Annotated in this window: 14 protein-coding genes and 2 tRNA genes; 5 read left to right on the top strand and 11 right to left on the bottom strand. The window is 72.5% G+C overall.

All coding sequences use genetic code 11. From position 1 onward, the window contains the following. Positions 1-52: 52 nt before the first annotated feature. The 5 genes from O7618_RS30750 to O7618_RS30730 all read right to left on the bottom strand — a co-directional run bounded on the left by O7618_RS30750 (position 53) and on the right by O7618_RS30730 (position 4860). Complete coding sequence (locus tag O7618_RS30750; protein WP_278109631.1) at positions 53-301, bottom strand: hypothetical protein; 249 nt, start codon at positions 299-301, stop codon at positions 53-55. Positions 302-407: 106 nt separating this feature from the next. Next, positions 408-481 (bottom strand) — tRNA-Met (locus O7618_RS30745). A gap of 119 nt (positions 482-600) precedes the next feature. Beyond that, positions 601-674: transfer RNA gene (locus tag O7618_RS30740), tRNA-Met, on the bottom strand. A 61-nt stretch (positions 675-735) separates the two neighbouring features. Continuing rightward, positions 736-3720, bottom strand: a complete 2985-nt coding sequence (locus O7618_RS30735) for a UPF0182 family protein (RefSeq protein ID WP_278109630.1) — start codon at positions 3718-3720, stop codon at positions 736-738. Between the two features lie 126 nt (positions 3721-3846). Beyond that, a complete protein-coding gene (locus O7618_RS30730; protein WP_278109629.1) occupies positions 3847-4860 on the bottom strand; it encodes a PDZ domain-containing protein in 1014 nt (337 codons plus the stop codon). A 184-nt stretch (positions 4861-5044) separates the two neighbouring features. Here O7618_RS30730 and O7618_RS30725 point away from each other — a divergent pair, with 184 nt between their 5' ends. Further along, a complete protein-coding gene (locus tag O7618_RS30725; RefSeq protein WP_278110209.1) occupies positions 5045-6247 on the top strand; it encodes a zinc-dependent metalloprotease in 1203 nt (400 codons plus the stop codon). 643 nt (positions 6248-6890) lie between these two features. Here O7618_RS30725 and O7618_RS30720 read toward each other — a convergent pair. Next, positions 6891-7493, bottom strand: a complete 603-nt coding sequence (locus tag O7618_RS30720; RefSeq protein ID WP_278109627.1) for a hypothetical protein — start codon at positions 7491-7493, stop codon at positions 6891-6893. 29 nt (positions 7494-7522) lie between these two features. Beyond that, the gene (locus O7618_RS30715; protein WP_278109626.1) at positions 7523-8041 is read right to left on the bottom strand and encodes a M48 family metallopeptidase; all 519 of its coding nucleotides are present in this window, start codon (positions 8039-8041) and stop codon (positions 7523-7525) included. A gap of 474 nt (positions 8042-8515) precedes the next feature. Here O7618_RS30715 and O7618_RS30710 point away from each other — a divergent pair, with 474 nt between their 5' ends. The 3 genes from O7618_RS30710 to O7618_RS30700 all read left to right on the top strand — a co-directional run bounded on the left by O7618_RS30710 (position 8516) and on the right by O7618_RS30700 (position 11334). Continuing rightward, a complete protein-coding gene (locus tag O7618_RS30710) occupies positions 8516-8683 on the top strand; it encodes a DUF5679 domain-containing protein (protein WP_007464795.1) in 168 nt (55 codons plus the stop codon). 193 nt (positions 8684-8876) lie between these two features. Beyond that, positions 8877-9977, top strand: coding sequence for a TOMM precursor leader peptide-binding protein (locus tag O7618_RS30705; RefSeq protein WP_278110208.1), 1101 nt, complete (start codon positions 8877-8879; stop codon positions 9975-9977). Positions 9978-9987: 10 nt separating this feature from the next. Beyond that, a complete protein-coding gene (locus O7618_RS30700) occupies positions 9988-11334 on the top strand; it encodes an AarF/ABC1/UbiB kinase family protein (RefSeq protein ID WP_278109625.1) in 1347 nt (448 codons plus the stop codon). Between the two features lie 309 nt (positions 11335-11643). On the opposite strand, the gene O7618_RS30695 is transcribed toward O7618_RS30700, so the two are convergent. The 3 genes from O7618_RS30695 to O7618_RS30685 all read right to left on the bottom strand — a co-directional run bounded on the left by O7618_RS30695 (position 11644) and on the right by O7618_RS30685 (position 14681). Continuing rightward, the gene (locus O7618_RS30695; protein WP_278109624.1) at positions 11644-12009 is read right to left on the bottom strand and encodes a WhiB family transcriptional regulator; all 366 of its coding nucleotides are present in this window, start codon (positions 12007-12009) and stop codon (positions 11644-11646) included. A gap of 131 nt (positions 12010-12140) precedes the next feature. Next, on the bottom strand, positions 12141-12395 hold the full coding sequence (locus O7618_RS30690) for a hypothetical protein (RefSeq protein ID WP_278109623.1): 255 nt from the start codon (positions 12393-12395) through the stop codon (positions 12141-12143). 135 nt (positions 12396-12530) lie between these two features. Next, the gene (locus tag O7618_RS30685; RefSeq protein WP_278109621.1) at positions 12531-14681 is read right to left on the bottom strand and encodes an ATP-dependent DNA helicase UvrD2; all 2151 of its coding nucleotides are present in this window, start codon (positions 14679-14681) and stop codon (positions 12531-12533) included. A 90-nt stretch (positions 14682-14771) separates the two neighbouring features. Here O7618_RS30685 and O7618_RS30680 point away from each other — a divergent pair, with 90 nt between their 5' ends. After that, positions 14772-15014 (top strand): mycoredoxin, encoded by a 243-nt coding sequence (locus O7618_RS30680; RefSeq protein ID WP_091068606.1) that lies wholly within the window; start codon positions 14772-14774, stop codon positions 15012-15014. Between the two features lie 56 nt (positions 15015-15070). On the opposite strand, the gene O7618_RS30675 is transcribed toward O7618_RS30680, so the two are convergent. Continuing rightward, positions 15071-16339, bottom strand: coding sequence for an MFS transporter (locus tag O7618_RS30675; RefSeq protein ID WP_278109619.1), 1269 nt, complete (start codon positions 16337-16339; stop codon positions 15071-15073). Between the last annotated feature and the right edge of the window lie 38 nt (positions 16340-16377).

Here is a 16377-nt window from a genome sequence, read left to right as displayed (position 1 = left end):
CTACCGCACTCGGTAGCGGAGGGGGCCCCGCTCAACACCTCACGACCGCGCGTCAGCGCGGCGGGCGGTTGCGCCGATTGCGCATCAACATCAGCACCAGCAGCACGATCCCGCCGACCACCACGAGGCAGCAGAGCAGACCCAGGAAGCCGAAGCCGCCCCGGGAGCGCCGACGCGCGGCCTCGACCACGATCTTGCCGGTGCCGGTCGACGCCCAGGCCGCGACCGGCACGAAGACCGAAAGCACGACCATACCGATGACCGCGCCCAGGCGGCCCCACCATCTGTTCCATCCAGCCATGCCCCCATCCTCGCCGAGACCCGCAACCGGGGCACGTCGGACGCGAGGGAAGGATTGGGATACGACGAAGGGCCCCGGAGCGAACTCCCGGGCCCTTCGTCACGAGTAGCGGGGACAGGATTTGAACCTGCGACCTCTGGGTTATGAGCCCAGCGAGCTACCGAGCTGCTCCACCCCGCGTCGGTAGGTACAGCCTATCGCATCGGAATCGTGGAGATCAGCCGGGTCCCCGATCCCGTGCGGCCGCCCCTCGGGACGGAGAAGGCCCCGGAGCGAACTCCGGGGCCTTTCCTCACGAGTAGCGGGGACAGGATTTGAACCTGCGACCTCTGGGTTATGAGCCCAGCGAGCTACCGAGCTGCTCCACCCCGCGTCGGCTCGTTAACCGTAGCGCACCGGCACGGCGAGGCGCAAAACGGGGGTGCCGGGCAGAGTCAGCCGCTCGGTGTCGGAGCGGACGAGGCCGGCGCCGACGGTGTCGCGCTGCCCGACGGGGCCGGGCTCGTCGATCCCTTCGCCGCCGCCTGGGCCTGCTGGAACGCGGTCATCGCCTCGTCCAGCGTCTTCAACGCCCGCCCGTACCGCTCGAAGTCGCCGGACGCCTGCGCGGCCTTGACCTCGGCGATCGCGGCCTGCACCTTGCCGGCCGCGTCGGCCAGCTCGCCGGTGAGCGGCGGCGTGTTGTCGTTGCCCCCGGTCGGCGGCGGGGGGTTGCCGTCGGTCGACGGCGGCGGGGTGTTGCCCGCTCCGGCCCGCTTGCCCTGCTCGACGAGTTGCTTGATGCCGTCGCCCAGGTTGTTGGCGAGCACCACGTACGAACCGCCGTCACCGTAGGAGAGCAGCACCTTCTGCAACAGCGGGTACGCGTCCTGGCTGCTGCTCTTCACGTAGACCGGCTCGACGTAGAGCATGCCGTCGGCGAACGGCAACGAGAGCAGGTTGCCGTACTGCACCTGGGCCTGGTTGGAGGAGAGCAGGTTCAACTGCTGCCGGATGTCGCCGTTGTTGGTCATCTGCTGGTGCACCTGCGTCGGCCCGGAGATCCGGGTCTGGTCGGGCAGTTCCAGCACCTCCAGGCGCGGTTGCCCGTCCACGTACGAGCCGGAGACCAGCGCGGCGAGGTTCTGCCGCCCGTTCGGGGTGACCGCCGACGTCAGCTGGAACCGTGGCCCGTCCTGCCCGGGGAACTGGGTGAACAGGTAGTAGGGCGGCTGCTTCTGCCCGCTGTCCGGCGCGTCCGGCACGTTCGGCACCTGCCAGAAGTCCTGGCCGGAGTAGAAGTCGCCGGGGTCGGTGACGTGGAACTTGGTAAGCAGGTTGCGCTGCACCTTGAACAGGTCGGCCGGGTAGCGGAAGTGCTCGGCCAGCTCCGCCGGGATGTCGCCCTTGGGCAGCACCAGGTCGCCGCCGAACGCCTTGTTCCACGCCTTCAGCACCGGGTCGGTGTCGTCGTACGAGTAGAGCTTGACCGTGCCGTCGTACGCGTCGACGGTCGCCTTCACCGAGTTGCGGATGTAGTTGACGTTCTCCCGGGCGAGCTGGAACGTGCCCCGGCCGGTCAGCTCGTCGGCGGTCTCCGCCTGGAGGTTGACCCGCTCGGCGTACGGGTAGGTGGCCGCCGTGGTGTAGCCGTCGATGATCCACAGGACGCGGCCGTTCACCGAGGCCGGGTACGGGTCGCCGTCGAGCGTGAGGAACGGCGCGACCTTCTCCACCCGGTCGCGCGGGTTGCGCACGTAGAGCAGCTTCGAGTTCTCGTTGACGGCCTCGGACAGCAGGAAGTTGGTCTCCTGCTCCTTGATCGCGTAGAGCAACCGCCGGGGGAACGAGCCGACCTTGACGCCACCCTCACCGGTGTAGGTGTAGTACTGCTCGCCTCCGGTCGAGGTGGGCCGGTCGAACTCGACATTGCGGTCCCCGGTCTGCCCGACGATCGCGTAGTCGTCGGCCTCCATCCGCTCGCCGTAGTAGATCCGCGGCTGCTGGGCCGTGATCTCCTCGGTCGGCGACGAGCAGGCCTCCTGCGCCTTCTCGCCGAGGAAGCCGGAGACGAAGTACGGCTGCCCGCCGCAGACCACCTGGTTCGCGGGGGCGGCGACCAGGCCGTACCCGTGGGTGTAGACGGTGTGGCGGTTGATCCAGTTGCTCTGCTGGTCGGTCAGCTCGCCGTAGTTGATCTCACGGACGCCGACCACGTAGTCGGAGGTCTTGTCCTTGACCGAGTACCTGTCGATGTCGAGCTTCGAGCCGAAGTCGTAGAAGCCGCGCACCTGCTGGAGCTGGGTGTAGGTCTCGGAGACCAGTTGCGGGTCGAGCAGCCGGACGTTCGGCACCACCGAGGTGTCGGTGGCGAGACTGGCCGGTGGCACGAGATTGCTCGCCGCGTACCCGGTGGTCTTCGTGCCGTCGAGACCGAACGCGGACCTGGTGGCCTTGATGCTGCGTTCGATGTACGGCGCCTCCTTGTCCCGGGCGCTCGGCTTGACCTCGAACGTCTGCACGGCCCACGGGTAGATGCCGCCGATCGCCACCGCGCTGACGCCCAGCAGCGCCAGCGAGATGCCGGGCCAGACCAGGTTCCGCATCACCGCGTTGGAGAACACGATGATCGCGAGCGCGACCAGCACCGAGATCCAGGCCAGGATCTCCTTCGCCGGCAGCAGCGCGTTCACGTCGGCGTAGCCGGCGCCGTAGAGCTTCGCGCCCTCGTTGTACTCCAGCAGCATGGCCCGCCGGTCGAGCACATAGGCGACGGCCTTGAGCAGGACGAAGACGGCCACCAACGTGCTCAGGTGGGCGCGGGCGGAGTTCGTCATCCGGTCACCGACGCCCTGCAGGCGCACCCCGCCGAAGACGTAGTGCACGGCGAGCGCGCCGAGTAGGGCGAGCACCACCGCGGTGAAGCCGACGCCGAGCACGTAGCGCCAGAACGGGAGCTGGAAGACGTAGAAGCCGACGTCGACGCCGAACTCGGGGTCCTTGACGCCGAAGGTGCCGCCGTTGCGGAACAGCAGCCACTGGGCCCACCGGGTCTGCGCGGAGAGCCCGGCGAAGAGTCCGACGACGGCGGAGACCAGGACGATCCAGGTGCCGAGCCGGGGGCTCAGCAGCATCCGGTAGCGCTCCAGCGTGGCCTGCTCGGCCGAGTGCGGGCGCATCCGGGGCCGCAGCCGGTAGGCCAGCCAGAGGTTGCCGCCGACGATCAGCGCCATGCCGACACCGACCACCAGGAACAGCAGCAGCCGGGTGGCGAGCACGCCGGTGAAGACCTGGGTGTAGCGGACCTCGTCGAACCAGAGCCAGTCGGTCCAGGCGTTGACCCCCCAACCGAGCAGGGTGAACAGCACGAACACCCCGACCAGGACCCCGATGGTGACGCGTCCGCGTCGGCTCATCCTCGGCAGGGGACTGCTACGCATGACCACTATTGGCTCCGCACGTTTGAGGTGATCGGCTCCGACCAGGCACCCAAGAGTACGGGGTGTTCCTGAACACGTCGGGTCAAGGTCACGTCACGATCGCCCCGGGCCGATGACCGGTCCTGCTCAGCAGCGCGTCGGCTGTCCCCCGGCGCGCAGCGTCTCCAGCGCCTTGAGCGCGTCGTCGAGCGTCGCCACCCGGAGCAACGGCAGATCCGGCTGCGGGTTGCGGACCGCCTCGGCGCAGTTGTCCGCGGGCACCAGGAAGACCTTCGCGCCGGCCTCCTTGGCGCCGACCAGCTTCTGCGCGATGCCGCCGATCGGGCCGACCCGGCCCTCGTCGTCGATGGTCCCGGTGCCGGCGACGATCTTCCCGCCGGTCAGGTCCGCCGGCTCCAGCTTGTCGATGATGCCGAGGGTGAACATCAGGCCGGCGCTCGGTCCGCCGATGTCCCCGAGGTCGATCTTGAGGGTGAACGGGTGCGGCTGCTGCTGGTCGATCTCCACCCCGATGCGCGGGCGGCCGTCCTGCTCCCGACTGGTCACCGTGACGGTGCCCGGGGTGCCCCCCCGGGTGTAGCCGATCGTCAGCGCGGTGCCGGCCGGCTTCGCCCGGATCAGCTCGGTGAGCTTGGCCGCGCTCGTCACGGGCGTCCCGTCGACCGAGGTGAGCTGGTCGTCGGCCCGCAGCGCGTCGGCCGAGGGCCCGCCCGGCGTGACGGTCTTGACCAGCACCCTGATCGGGTAGCCCAGCTCGTGCAGGGCCGCCGTCTCGGCGCTGGTCTGCGAGTTCTGGAAGTCCTCCGCGTTGCGCTTCTCGACCTCCTCCTGCGACTCCCCCGGCGGGTAGACCAGTTCCCGGGGCACCACCGCCTCGTCGGAGGAGAACCAGCCGGCCAGCGCCGACCGGAGCCGGACCGTGGGCTGCACGCCGACCGTGGTGAGCCGGAGCTGCCCGGCGGAGGTGGACGTCGCGCGGCCGGTGACCTGGATGACCTCCTTGCCGTTCTCGCTGCCGAGCGTGTTGACGGTCGGGCCGGGGCCGAGCACCACGTAGGGCAGGGGCACGCTCAGTACGCCGACGCTGAGCAGGGCGGTGAGCAGGGCACCGAGCAGGACGGTCACGCCGCGACGTCTCATGCGCCAGAGCGTACCGATCCGTGCCCCGCCGTCCGACGCGGTGACGGACGGACTTCGCCCTCAGCGCAACGCCGACGGGCTCGACCAGCGGCGGGCCCCGCGTACCGTAGAGGTCGTGCCTGATATTCCGTTCGGCTTCGCGCTCCCGGGTGGTCAACCACCAGACCCCAACGATCCCGCGCAGATGCAGCAGTTCATGTCGCAGTTGCAGCACCTGCTGTCCGCGCCGGGCAGCGGGCCGGTCAACTGGGACCTCGCCCGGCAGGTGGCCGCGAGCCAGCTCGCCGCCGCCGGCGACCCGGCGGTCTCGCCGTTCGAACGCAACGCGGTCGAGGAGGCGCTCCGCATCGCCGACCTCTGGCTGGAGCCGGCGACCTCGTGGCCCTCCGGCATCCGTTCCTCGGTCGCCTGGAACCGCAACGAGTGGATCTTCAAGACGCTCGACGTGTGGCGCAAGCTCTGCGACCCGGTGGCCAGCCGGATGGTCGGCGCGATGGGCGACCTGGTGCCGCCGGAGGCGCGGGCCCAGCTCGGCCCGATGCAGTCGATGGTCGCCACGCTGGGCGGCGCGCTCTTCGGCGGCCAGCTCGGCCAGGCGCTCGGCTCGCTCGCCGCCGAGGTGCTCTCCGCCGGCGACATCGGCCTGCCGCTGGGGCCCGCCGGCACCGCCGCGCTCATCCCCGCCAACATCAAGGCGTACGGCGAGGGCCTGGAGCTGCCGGAGGACGAGGTGCGCCTCTACGTGGCCCTGCGCGAGGCCGCGCACCAGCGGCTCTTCCAGCACGTGCCGTGGCTGCGCGGGCACGTGCTCACGGCGGTGGAGAACTACGCCGCCGGCATCCGGGTCAACCGGGAGGCGATCGAGGAGGCGATGGGCCGGGTCGACCCGACCGACCCGGAGTCGATGCAGGCGATCGCCCTGGAGGGCATCTTCACCCCCGAGGACACCCCGGCGCAGAAGGCCTCGCTGGCCCGGCTGGAAACCGTCCTCGCCCTGGTCGAGGGCTGGGTGTGCCACGTGGTGGACAGCGCCGCGGGCGACCGCCTGCCCAACGTGGTGAGCCTCGGCGAGGCGTTCCGCCGCCGTCGGGCCGCTGGTGGTCCCGCCGAGCAGACGTTCGCCGCGCTCGTCGGCCTGGAACTGCGGCCGCGCCGGCTGCGCGAGGCGACAGTGCTCTGGGCGGCACTGACCGAGCAGCGCGGCATCGCCGGCCGGGACGCCGTGTGGGGCCACCCCGACCTGCTCCCGTCCGACGACGACTTCGCCGCCCCCGAGGCGTTCGCCGCGACCTCCAGCGACCTGGACGACGAGTTGGCGAACTTCGACTTCTCCGCCCCGGGCGGGCCGGAGGAGCCGACCCCGGGCGAGGAGGACGGCAAGTCCTGACGCGGGACACGCCGGCCGGGGCCCGCACGGTTCTCCGTGCGGGCCCCGCCGCGTTCCGTGCCCCCGGGCGTTCGACCGCGTCCGGCCGCACACCGGGTTCGATGGCCGATGCCCGTGGCCCCGGAGTTCCTGGCCCGGTGGACGCCGCCGCGGGTCACGGTCGACGCGTCGACTCGGTGCGCCGACGACGGCCACGCGGCGCCAGCCCATCGTCGTCTCGGCGACGCGACCGCCCGCGTGCCCGCGCCTCTCGGCAGGCTGCGGCACGACTCCCGCCAGGCGGCCGGGAGGGCAGTCCGCAGCGCCTAGAAACGTGCTGACGTGAACGACTCACCGCCACAGGTTCGCCGCGACCGACGCCGACACGCGGCTCGACGTCGGGCCGACTCGTCCGCGTCATCCGGTTCGTAGGCGCGGACGAGCGACCTTCGCTCCTCACCCGGACACGCCCGCACGACGCGACACGTGGACCGACAGTCAGGCCGCCACGAGCTGACGGACGGACCGCCGGACCGGCGCCGCACACCGACAGAAGCCCAGCCGGCGCGACGCACCGACCCCGGACAGCGGGACGAGGCGGCGCGCGGGCCTCGCCGGTCGGCGGCGACCGGCGGGCCTCGCCGGTCGGGCGGCGGCGGCCGGGTCAGCCGGGGCGGCCGGAGAGCAGCGCCCGGGTGGCGTCCCAGCCCTCGAAGGCCGGGTCGAGGGCGCCGAGGTCGGCCGGGCCGCGCAGGCGGCGCCAGCCGGCGGTGACCGCCACCTCCCCGGGCCGGGGCGCCGCGGCGCGCACCTCGGCGGGCGTGGTCGTGTCGAGATCCACCGCCGGCAGCCACGCCGGCGCGGGCAGCCGCGCGGCCACCCCGAGCAGACCGGGCTCGCCCCCCTCCGCCGGAGCGACCGCCACCGGGCGGCTGGACAGCGGTCGGAGCAGCTTGCCGAGCGTCAGCCCGGGCACGTCCGGGGCGTCGGCGGCGACCACGGCCGCCTGGTCGTAACCGGCGAGCACGGCGAAGACCGCGTTCGGGGTGGGCTCGGGCACCTCGTGGACGGCGGTGCCGGGCCAGACCACCGCGTCGGCCAGCCAGCGGTCGGCGGGCGTGACCGCCACCGCGGTCTCCACCTCGTTCAGCGTGGCCAGCAGGTCCACCAGGTCCTCGGCCAGGGCGGTCCGCCACCGCTCCGACGGGATCCCCGGCGGCGACCAGGTCACCGGGCCGAGCAACGCCACCACCACACGTCGGACCATGAGCCGACCCTAACCTCCGGGACGAGCGGTCAGATGCCGGCGGTGGCGGCCACACCCTCCAGGTAGCCGCGGGCCCGCTCGGCTTTCGGGTAGCGGCCGACGAGCGACCAGAACGTGGCGTTGTGACTGGGAACGATCAGGTGCGCCAGCTCGTGGAGGAGAACGTAGTCGATCACCCAGTCGGGCATGTCCTGGATCCGGTGGGAGATCCGGATGGTGCGGTCGGCCGGGGTGCAGGAACCCCAACGGCCGTTCTGGTTGGTCACCCAGCGCACACTCGCCGGCTCGGCGGCGGAGCCGTGGTCCGACAGGTAGAGCCCGATCAGGCGGCAGGCGCGGGCGAGCAGCTCGGCGTCGGAGCGGGCGAAGCGGCCCTCCCGGGCGGCCAGCCGGGCCAGCATCCGGTCGACCCACTCGCTTTCCTCGGCGCGGGAGAACTGGTCCGGGATGAGCACGACCACACGCTCACCGTCCCGGTACGCGGACACCGTGCGTCGCCGACGCTGACTGCGCCGCACCTCGACGACGGGCTTCCGCGCCACGGCCATTACCGCGCCGCGCAGCCTCGGTTGACTGTCACGAGGGAAAAGGTAATGCGTACTGACCAGGAGTCCGCAAGAGTCAACACGACGACACGCGCCCGGAAAGTTACGGTTGGTGGTCAAGAGTCCTGAAAAATTTCTTTGCGACGGTAGTTGACCATCACCTCTCGGCCACCCGCCACGTTAAATGATCTACGGCGGGGTCGTCGTCGCGGGCCCGGTGAAGGGGATCTGAGCGTATTTACCCGGCGTGTCCCCGCGAAACTGACTTATCCGACGTTACTCGGCATGCACACTCTCGTCGTCGACTTGCTCACAGAGTCGGCGTGCAGCTGACATGGAACCGCCCAGACCTGGGTAGGGTCCGCCAACCAGCGGTCAGGAGACTGATCGCGGACGACCCCCGGCGCCGGCGCCACGCGTGGCCCGCCGCAGGGAGACCCGCCGGGCACCTCCGGCGGACGAGACGAGGAGGCTACCGTGGCCGACCAGGCCCAGACCTACAACGGTTACTGCGTCAAGTGCAAGGAGAAGCGGGACTTCGAGGGGCACGTGGAGGTCTCGAAGACCGGCATGAACATGGCCAAGGGCAAGTGCCCGGTGTGCGGCACAACAGTGAACCGCATCCTGGGCAAGGCCAAGGTCTGACCCGTCCGGGTTCGTTCGGGGGAGGGGTGGCCGGCGGCCACCCCTCCCCCGTCGGCGATCCGACACGGTTACTCGCCGGTTGTGGAAAACCGGCGATGTCCTGTGGACAAGGCTGGCCATGGCGCGCCGCGCCTGTGGACAACGAACGACGGAGTGCGCGGACACGGTCACCATTCGTGGTGTGACCCAACCGATGCCACTCATCCGCCCCACCCTGCTCCCCGGGCTGACCCGCCTCTGGCGGGACCGGCGCACCCTCCAACTCGGCGTGGAGCCCGGCCCGGCGGTGCTGGTCGACATCTCCACCCCGGGCGTCACCCACCTGCTCGATTTGCTCGACGGCACCCGCAGCGAGCGGGCCGTGCTGACCGCCGCCAGCGCCGCCCGGGTCCCGGCGCACGAGGCGCGCGCCCTGCTCGAAGCGCTCCGGGCCGCCGGTCTGGTCGTACCGGCGCAGACGCTGCTCCCCCGCGACCTCGCCGGTCCGCCGCGGGCCCGGCTGGTCGCGGAGGCCGACGCCCTGGCCCTGGCCGCGCCCCACCTGCCCGGCACGCCGGCGCGCCTGCTACGCCGTCGGCGGAGCGCCCGGGTGCTGGTCACCGGTTCGGGTCGGCTCGGCGCGGCGGTCGCCGTCGCGCTGGCCCAGGCCGGGGTCGGGCACGTGGTGCCCGACCTGTCCGGCCCGGTCCGCGCCGGCGACCTGGTCGGCACCGGCCTGCCCGGCACCGAGTTGGGCCGGCCGCTGGCCCCGGCGGTGTGCGAGGCGCTCGCCCGGTGCGCGCCGGGCACGGTCACCGGTCCGCTGCGGACCGCCCGGCCGGACCTGGTGGTGCAGCTCGGCGTCGGTCGCCCGGCCGAACTGCTCGCCGCCCGCCACGCCCGCCGCCGGCAGCCCCATCTCCTGCTCGACCTGCGCGGCGGGGTGCCGGTGGTCGGGCCGCTGGTGCGGCCGCCCGCCGGCCCCTGCCTGCGCTGCCTCGACCTGCACCGTCGCGACCGGGACCCGGCCTGGCCGGCGCTCGCCGCCCAGCTCGCGGCCGACGGCGGCGAGTCGCCGTGCACGGCCACCACCCGGCTCGCCGCGACGGCCTTCGCGACCGCCGAGGCGCTGGCCCAGCTCGACGGCGGCACCCCGGAGACGCTCGGCGCGGCGGTGGAGGTCCGGGCAGCCGGTCGCCTCCGGCGCCGCCGGTGGTCCCCGCACCCGTCGTGCGGCTGCGGCGCGCGTCGCCCGATCCGGTCGGCCCGGCCCGCTCCCGGCCGCACGGCAGCAGCGAGCCCCTCGCGTCGGTAACAATGGTCGGGTGACCGACATCCCGCGGCGGGCCGTGTCCCGCACCGCCAAACTCGCCGCCCTGCCGCTCGGATTCGCCGGTCGAACCGTCCTCGGCATGGGCAAGCGGGTCACCGGGCTCGCGTCCGACGTCATCTCCGCCGAGATCCAGCAGCGCACCGCCGAACAGCTTTTCAGCGTCCTCGGGCAGCTCAAGGGCGGGGCGATGAAGTTCGGCCAGGCGCTGTCGGTCTTCGAGGCGGCGCTGCCCGAGGAGGTCGCCGCGCCCTACCGGCAGGCGCTCACCAAGCTCCAGGAGGCCGCCCCGCCGCTGCCGGTGGCGACCGTGCACAAGGTGCTCGCCGAACAGCTCGGGGCAGACTGGCGGGACCGGTTCGTCTCCTTCGACGACGTCCCGGCCGCCGCGGCGAGCATCGGCCAGGTGCACCGAGCGGTGTGGCGCGACCCGGGATACGGGCCGAACGGCGGCCCCCGGCACCGGGACGTGGCCGTCAAGATCCAGTATCCGGGGGCCGGTGACGCCCTGCTCGCCGACCTGAAGCAGCTCTCCCGCCTGGGCGGCATGTTCCGGGCGATCCAACCGGGGCTGGACGTCAAACCGCTGCTGGCCGAGCTGCGCGAGCGGATCACCGAGGAGCTGGACTACGAGCTGGAGGCCGAGTCGCAGCGGGCGTTCCACGCCGCGTACGCCGACGACCCGGACATCTACATCCCGGAGGTCCTCGACGCCGCTCCCCGCGTGCTGATCACCGAATGGGTCGAGGGCATCCCGCTGTCCGAGATCATCCGGGAGGGCACCGACGAACAGCGCGACGAGGCCGGGCGGCTGATGGCCGAGCTGCACCTCTCCGCGCCGGAACGGGCCGGGCTGCTGCACGCCGACCCGCACCCGGGAAACTTCCGGCTGCTGCCCGACGGCCGGCTCGGTGTGATCGACTTCGGCGCGGTGGCCCGGATGCCGGAGGGCACGCCGGAGCCGATCGGCCGGATCGCCGCGCTCGCGCTGCGCGGGGACGCCGACGGCGTGGTTGCCGGGCTACGCGACGAGGGCTTCGTCGGTCACAACGAGCCGATCGACGCCCCGGCGGTGCTCGACTTCCTCCGGCCGATGCTGGAGCCGATCGCGGCCGACGAGTTCCGGTTCACCCGGGCCTGGCTCCGCGCCGAGGCGGCCCGGCTGGCCAGCCCTCGCTCGGCGGCCTACCAGCTCAGCCGGCAGCTCAACCTGCCACCGTCCTACCTGATGATCCACCGGGTGACGTTGGGTTCGATCGGGGTGCTCTGCCAGTTGGAGGCGAAGGCGTCCTACCGGGCGATCCTGGAACGCTGGCTGCCCGGCTTCGCCCCGGTGGCCTGAGTCCCGAACGCGCCGAAGGGGCGGTGACCATCTGGTCACCGCCCCTTCCTCAGGTGGTCGATCTACAGAACGCCCAGGTCGCGGGCCGACTGGCCGCGGCCCCGCATGGCGACGGTACGGGCGGAACGGGTTGCCTCAGTGCTCGTGGTGGTGCGACCGGCCTGAGGCCGGGGCATTCGAGCCCTCGACAACGCTTCGTGGAGTAGTTGCATCTCGGTTCCATTCGGCAGGTGCAGCATGGTTTTCTCTCTCAGGTCGGCCGGTGGAGGGACACCGGCGTCGGTCGGTCGGTCGTGGAACGCAGGTTTGTCAGGCTGCCAGCCGGACGGCGCTACGCGACTCGGACAGCCCACTGGCCGCCAGTCGCGCCTCCGCCTCGTCCCGGAGCTGCGCGTCCCGGGCGAGGTCCTCCTTGCGCGGACGGCCACGGGGCCGCTTACGCGGGACGACCGCGCCACGCTCGAAGATCTCGCCGCCCCAGACGCCCCAGGGCTCGGCTCGCTCCACCGCCCCGGCCAGGCACTCGACGCGCAGCGGGCAGTCCCCGCAGAGCGACTTGGCCAGCTCGAGCTCGGCGGGCGAGTCGGAGAACCACAGGTCGGGGTCGAACTTCCGGCAGGGCAGGTTCGCCTCCACCTCGACGCTCACGTCGAGTGGGGCCAACGCCAGACTCATCCTCCGGTCACCTCTCTCTCACTTCGATCTCGTGGATCGCATTTCCGACGTACGGCGGCGGTACAAAAACTGAGGCCGCGGATCCCGGTGTGCGGGTTCCGCGGCCTCGAGGTGAGCCGGTGGTCTGTGGATCAGACCGGTCTACCTCGAGGTGGAACGCCGCGGACATCAGTGCGCTTCTTGGCGCCGCCGATGCCCATGCCCGTGAAGCCACTGGTCCCCTCGACTCCGGTGACCGGCGCGACGGTCAGGTTCAGCTCGGCCTGAACCTGGGCCTGGTGCACCTGCGGAGCCGACGGTCGAGCGGCAAGGGCCACCCAGACGGACGACAGGGGAACGCCGGCAGCTGGCATAGCCGCCGGACGCTCGTAGATGTAGATCTCCATTGGTGCCACCTCCCTGACCTTCCTCGTGCCGACCGTGGACTCATCCCCCGTGAGCAGCCAGAACAGCGCCGCTTCGAGGTGTGCCCTGAGGCTATTCCTCGCCCGCGGCGGAGGGCAAACGATTTACGGCCAGTTTTAGAAACTTTTCTGCGGGCAGAACTCGTCCGCCGTCGCGCCGGCCACCAGAGCCAACACCGTGTCGCCGTACAGCCCCACCTTCCGGGGCCCGATCCCGGCGATCGCCACCAGCTCCTCGACGCGCGCCGGCTTCCGCTCCGCCAGCGCGGTGAGCGTGGCGTCGGTGAAGACCACGTACGCCGGCACCTTCTGCGCGCCGGCCACCCGCTGCCGCCAGTCGCGCAGTCGCTCGTACAGCTCCTCGTCGAGGTCGGACGGGCAGGTCGGGCAGCGGCCGAGCTTGCGGTCCGCGCCGGCGAGCAGCGTGGCGCCGCAGATCCGGCAGGAGACCACCTGCGGTCGCCGCCGCTCCGCGCGCCGGGCCGGGCCCGTGCCGCCGGCCCGCTCGCCGCCGCCGGAGCGGTCCAGCTGGGGCAGGAAACGGGACGGGCGGCGGGCCCGCCCGCCCGGCGAGCGCGCCGTGGCGTACGACAGCCAGAGCCACTCCCGGGCCCGGGTGATCCCGACGTAGAGCAGCCGCCGCTCCTCCTCCACCTGCTTCGGCGTCTTCGCGTACGAGGTGGGCAGCGTGCCCTCGGCCAACCCGACCAGGAACACCGCGTCCCACTCCAGGCCCTTCGCCGCGTGCAGCGAGGCCAGCGTCACCCCCTCGACGGTGGGCACGTGCTGCTGGGCGGCACGTCGGGCCAGCTCCTCCGTGAAACCGGCGAGCGTCACCGGCCGCTCCACGGCGGCGGCCTCCCCGATCGGCACCACCTCGGGCGTCGCGGCGTACTCCTCGGCGAGCTGGACCAGCGCGGCGAGCGCCTCCCAGCGTTCCCGGGCGGCGCCGCCGGCCGGGGGCGCGTCCGGCGCCCAGCCGACCGCGGTGAGCCCCTCCACCACGGCCGCCCTCAGCGGGGTCTCGCCGGGGACCGAGCGGGTGGCGGCGCGCAGCGCGATCATCGCCTGACGCACCTCGGGTCGCTCGAAGAACCGTTCCGCCCCCTGGAGCACGTAGGGCACCTCCGCCTCGGAGAGCGCCTTCTCGTACGCCTCGGACTGCGCGTTGGTGCGGAACAGCACCGCGATCTCCCGCGCCGGCGTGCCACCGGCCACCAACGCGCGGCAGCGGGTGGCGACGGCGTGGGCCTCGGCCGGCTCGTCGGTGAAGATCCGCAACTCCGGTTCGGGGCCGGGCCGACGCTGGCCGTGCAGCTCCAGCCGCAGTCGCGCCTCGGCGCCCCGGGCCGCCGAGATCACCGCGTTGGCCAGCCCGACCACCTGCGGGGTGGAACGGTAGTCGCGGACCAGCCGGACCACCGTCGCACCACGGTGGTGGCGCGGGAAGTCGACCAGGTAGGACGAGGTCGCGCCGGTGAACGAGTAGATCGTCTGGCTGGCGTCGCCGACCACGGTGAGGTCGTCGCGCCCGCCGAGCCAGACGTCCAGCAGACGCTGCTGGAGCGGGTTGACGTCCTGGTACTCGTCGACGACGAAGTGTCGGTACTGGTTGCGCACCTGTTCGGCCACGTCGGGGTGCTCCTCGATCCCCCACACCGCGGCGCGCAGCATGTCCTCGAAGTCGATCACCCCGTTGCCGCGCTTGAGCCGCTCGTACGCGGCGAACACCTCGGCCACCCGGGCCGGCTGGTAGGGCGTCTCGCGCAACGCCTCGGCCGCGGCCACCGGGTATTCGTCCGGCTCGACCAGGGAGGACTTGGCCCACTCGATCTCGGCGGCGAGGTCGCGGGCGGCGGCCCGGTCGGTGCGCAGGCCCACCTTCGCGGCGGCCAGCGTGACCACCCGCACCTTGCTGTCCAGCAACTCCGGCATGGCCCGCCCGGCCAGCAGCCGGGGGGCGAAGTAGCGGACCTGGCGCAACGCCGCGGCGTGGAAGGTGCGCGCCTGCACACCCGACACCCCGAGCGCGGTGAGCCGGCTCCGCATCTCGGCCGCGGCGCGGGCGGTGAAGGTGACCGCCAACACGTGCCGGGCGGCGATGTCGCCGGTCAGCGCCCGGTAGGCGATCCGCGAGGTCACCGCCCGGGTCTTGCCGGTCCCGGCGCCGGCCAGGACGCAGAGCGGACCGGCCGGGGCGGTGACCGCGGAGCGCTGCTCCGGATCCAGCCCGGTCAGCACCCGTTCCGCCGCTGAGTGAACCCCCACGACAGGGAATCATCCCAGCCCGGTCCGACGTTGCAGCGGTTAGCCTGGCCTGATCGGACCGGGCGCGAGCCACCCTTGGAGGACCAGACCATGCTGACGATGTATTCCACCCCGTGGTGCGGCTACTGCCACCGGCTGAAGTCGCAGCTCGACCGGGAGGGCATCGCGTACGAGGTGGTCGACATCGAGCAGGACACCGCGGCCGCGGAGTTCGTGATGGGGGTCAACGGCGGCAACCAGACGGTGCCGACGCTGCGTTTCGCCGACGGCAGCGCGCTGACCAACCCGTCGATCAACCAGGTGAAGCAGCACCTCGCCGCGCTCCCCGGCTGACCTGACCGCACCTGCCGATCGGCCGTACCCCGTCCGGGGTGCGGCCGATCGGCGTCTCAACGGGTGCGGGGCGGGTGACCGGTGGCGAGCATCTCGTCGTCGAGTGGCCGGCGGGGGCCCGGGACGCGGGCCGGGCCGGCGCCGGGCGCGGTGAGCCCACGGCCCCGCCAGAGATAGAGGCCGGCGGCCGTGGTGATCGCGCCGACCAGCACGAACAGCAGCCGGTAGTCGAACACGCCGACGAGCAACGCGCCGGTGCCGATGGAGACCGCCTGCGGCCCGCTGATCAGCGCCTTCGACGCGGCGGTGACCCGACCCAGCAGCCCGGGCGGCGTCCATCGCTGGACCAGTGTGTGCAACCCCACCATGGTCAGCGGCAGCGAGACGCCGGCCAGCAGCAGCGCCACCACCCCGAGCCAGAGCCGGGGGTACGCCAGCGCCAGCGCGGCCGGGCCGAAGAACGTCACTCCGGCGGCGAGCGCGCCCAGCTCACCGAGGCGGCGGACCACCGCGGCGGAGAGCAGGCCGCCGAGTAGGCCACCGATGCCCTGCACCATGACCAGCACGCCGACGAACGCGGCGTCGCGGCGCAGGCCCAGATCGACGTACGCGAAGATCAGCGACTCGGTGAAACCCATCACCAGCGAGCCGAGCCCGTAGCCGACGAGCGCCCGGCGCAGCGCCGGCTGCCGGGCCAGGTGGCGCAGTCCGTCGCCCACCCCCGACGGCCAGCGGCGCCCGGGGGGTGGCGGTGGCCCGCTCTCGTCCGCCCGGAGCAGGCCGACCACCGCGGCGGCGGCGACGAACCCGCCCATGGCCAGGGTCACCAGCAGCCAGCCGCCGACGGCGGCGTAGATCCCGGCGCCGGCGAGCGGCCCGACCAGCCGCAGCCCCTGGCGGACGGTCTGCAGCGCCCCGTTCGCGTCGGCCAGCAGGTCGGCCGGCACCAGATTGCGGATCAGTCCGTTGAGCACGGCGGTCACCGTGATCGAGGAGAGGCCGTAGAGCGCGGCCACCAGGTAGATGACCCACACGTCGGACCGGTCCCGCACGGTGAGCAGCGGGCCGAGCAGCACGGCGGCGACCAGGTTGGCGGAGATGAAGAAGGGCCGGCGACGGTAGCGGTCGACCGCCCAGCCCACCAGCGGGGCGAACGCCATCGGCGCGATGACGGCGAAGACGGTCGCCCCGGCCATGCTGTCCGAGCCGGTCAGGTCCTTGACCCAGACGGCCAGGGCGAGCAGCAGGATCGACTCCGCCGCCATGCTCGCCACCATCGCGGCGAAGAGCAGGCGGAAGTCGGGGCGGCGCAGGACGGTGCGCATCGGTTCCCTCCGGCAGGGTGCGCCCGCGGGCGCGTCGG

The organism is Micromonospora sp. WMMD980, from assembly GCF_029626035.1.
Classification (GTDB): Bacteria; Actinomycetota; Actinomycetes; order Mycobacteriales; family Micromonosporaceae; genus Micromonospora.
This window is presented reverse-complemented; position numbering and strand designations above follow the sequence as displayed.

What these genes read in the sequence shown, in the direction of transcription:
- O7618_RS30750 (WP_278109631.1), bottom strand. Translation starts at nt 301, where the DNA reads ATGGCTGGATGGAACAGATGGTGGGGCCGCCTGGGCGCGGTCATCGGT.
- O7618_RS30735 (WP_278109630.1), bottom strand. Translation starts at nt 3,720, where the DNA reads ATGCGTAGCAGTCCCCTGCCGAGGATGAGCCGACGCGGACGCGTCACC.
- O7618_RS30730 (WP_278109629.1), bottom strand. Translation starts at nt 4,860, where the DNA reads ATGAGACGTCGCGGCGTGACCGTCCTGCTCGGTGCCCTGCTCACCGCC.
- O7618_RS30725 (WP_278110209.1), top strand. Translation starts at nt 5,045, where the DNA reads ATGCAGCAGTTCATGTCGCAGTTGCAGCACCTGCTGTCCGCGCCGGGC.
- O7618_RS30720 (WP_278109627.1), bottom strand. Translation starts at nt 7,493, where the DNA reads ATGGTCCGACGTGTGGTGGTGGCGTTGCTCGGCCCGGTGACCTGGTCG.
- O7618_RS30715 (WP_278109626.1), bottom strand. Translation starts at nt 8,041, where the DNA reads ATGGCCGTGGCGCGGAAGCCCGTCGTCGAGGTGCGGCGCAGTCAGCGT.
- O7618_RS30705 (WP_278110208.1), top strand. Translation starts at nt 8,877, where the DNA reads ATGCCACTCATCCGCCCCACCCTGCTCCCCGGGCTGACCCGCCTCTGG.
- O7618_RS30695 (WP_278109624.1), bottom strand. Translation starts at nt 12,009, where the DNA reads ATGAGTCTGGCGTTGGCCCCACTCGACGTGAGCGTCGAGGTGGAGGCG.
- O7618_RS30690 (WP_278109623.1), bottom strand. Translation starts at nt 12,395, where the DNA reads ATGGAGATCTACATCTACGAGCGTCCGGCGGCTATGCCAGCTGCCGGC.
- O7618_RS30680 (WP_091068606.1), top strand. Translation starts at nt 14,772, where the DNA reads ATGCTGACGATGTATTCCACCCCGTGGTGCGGCTACTGCCACCGGCTG.
- O7618_RS30675 (WP_278109619.1), bottom strand. Translation starts at nt 16,339, where the DNA reads ATGCGCACCGTCCTGCGCCGCCCCGACTTCCGCCTGCTCTTCGCCGCG.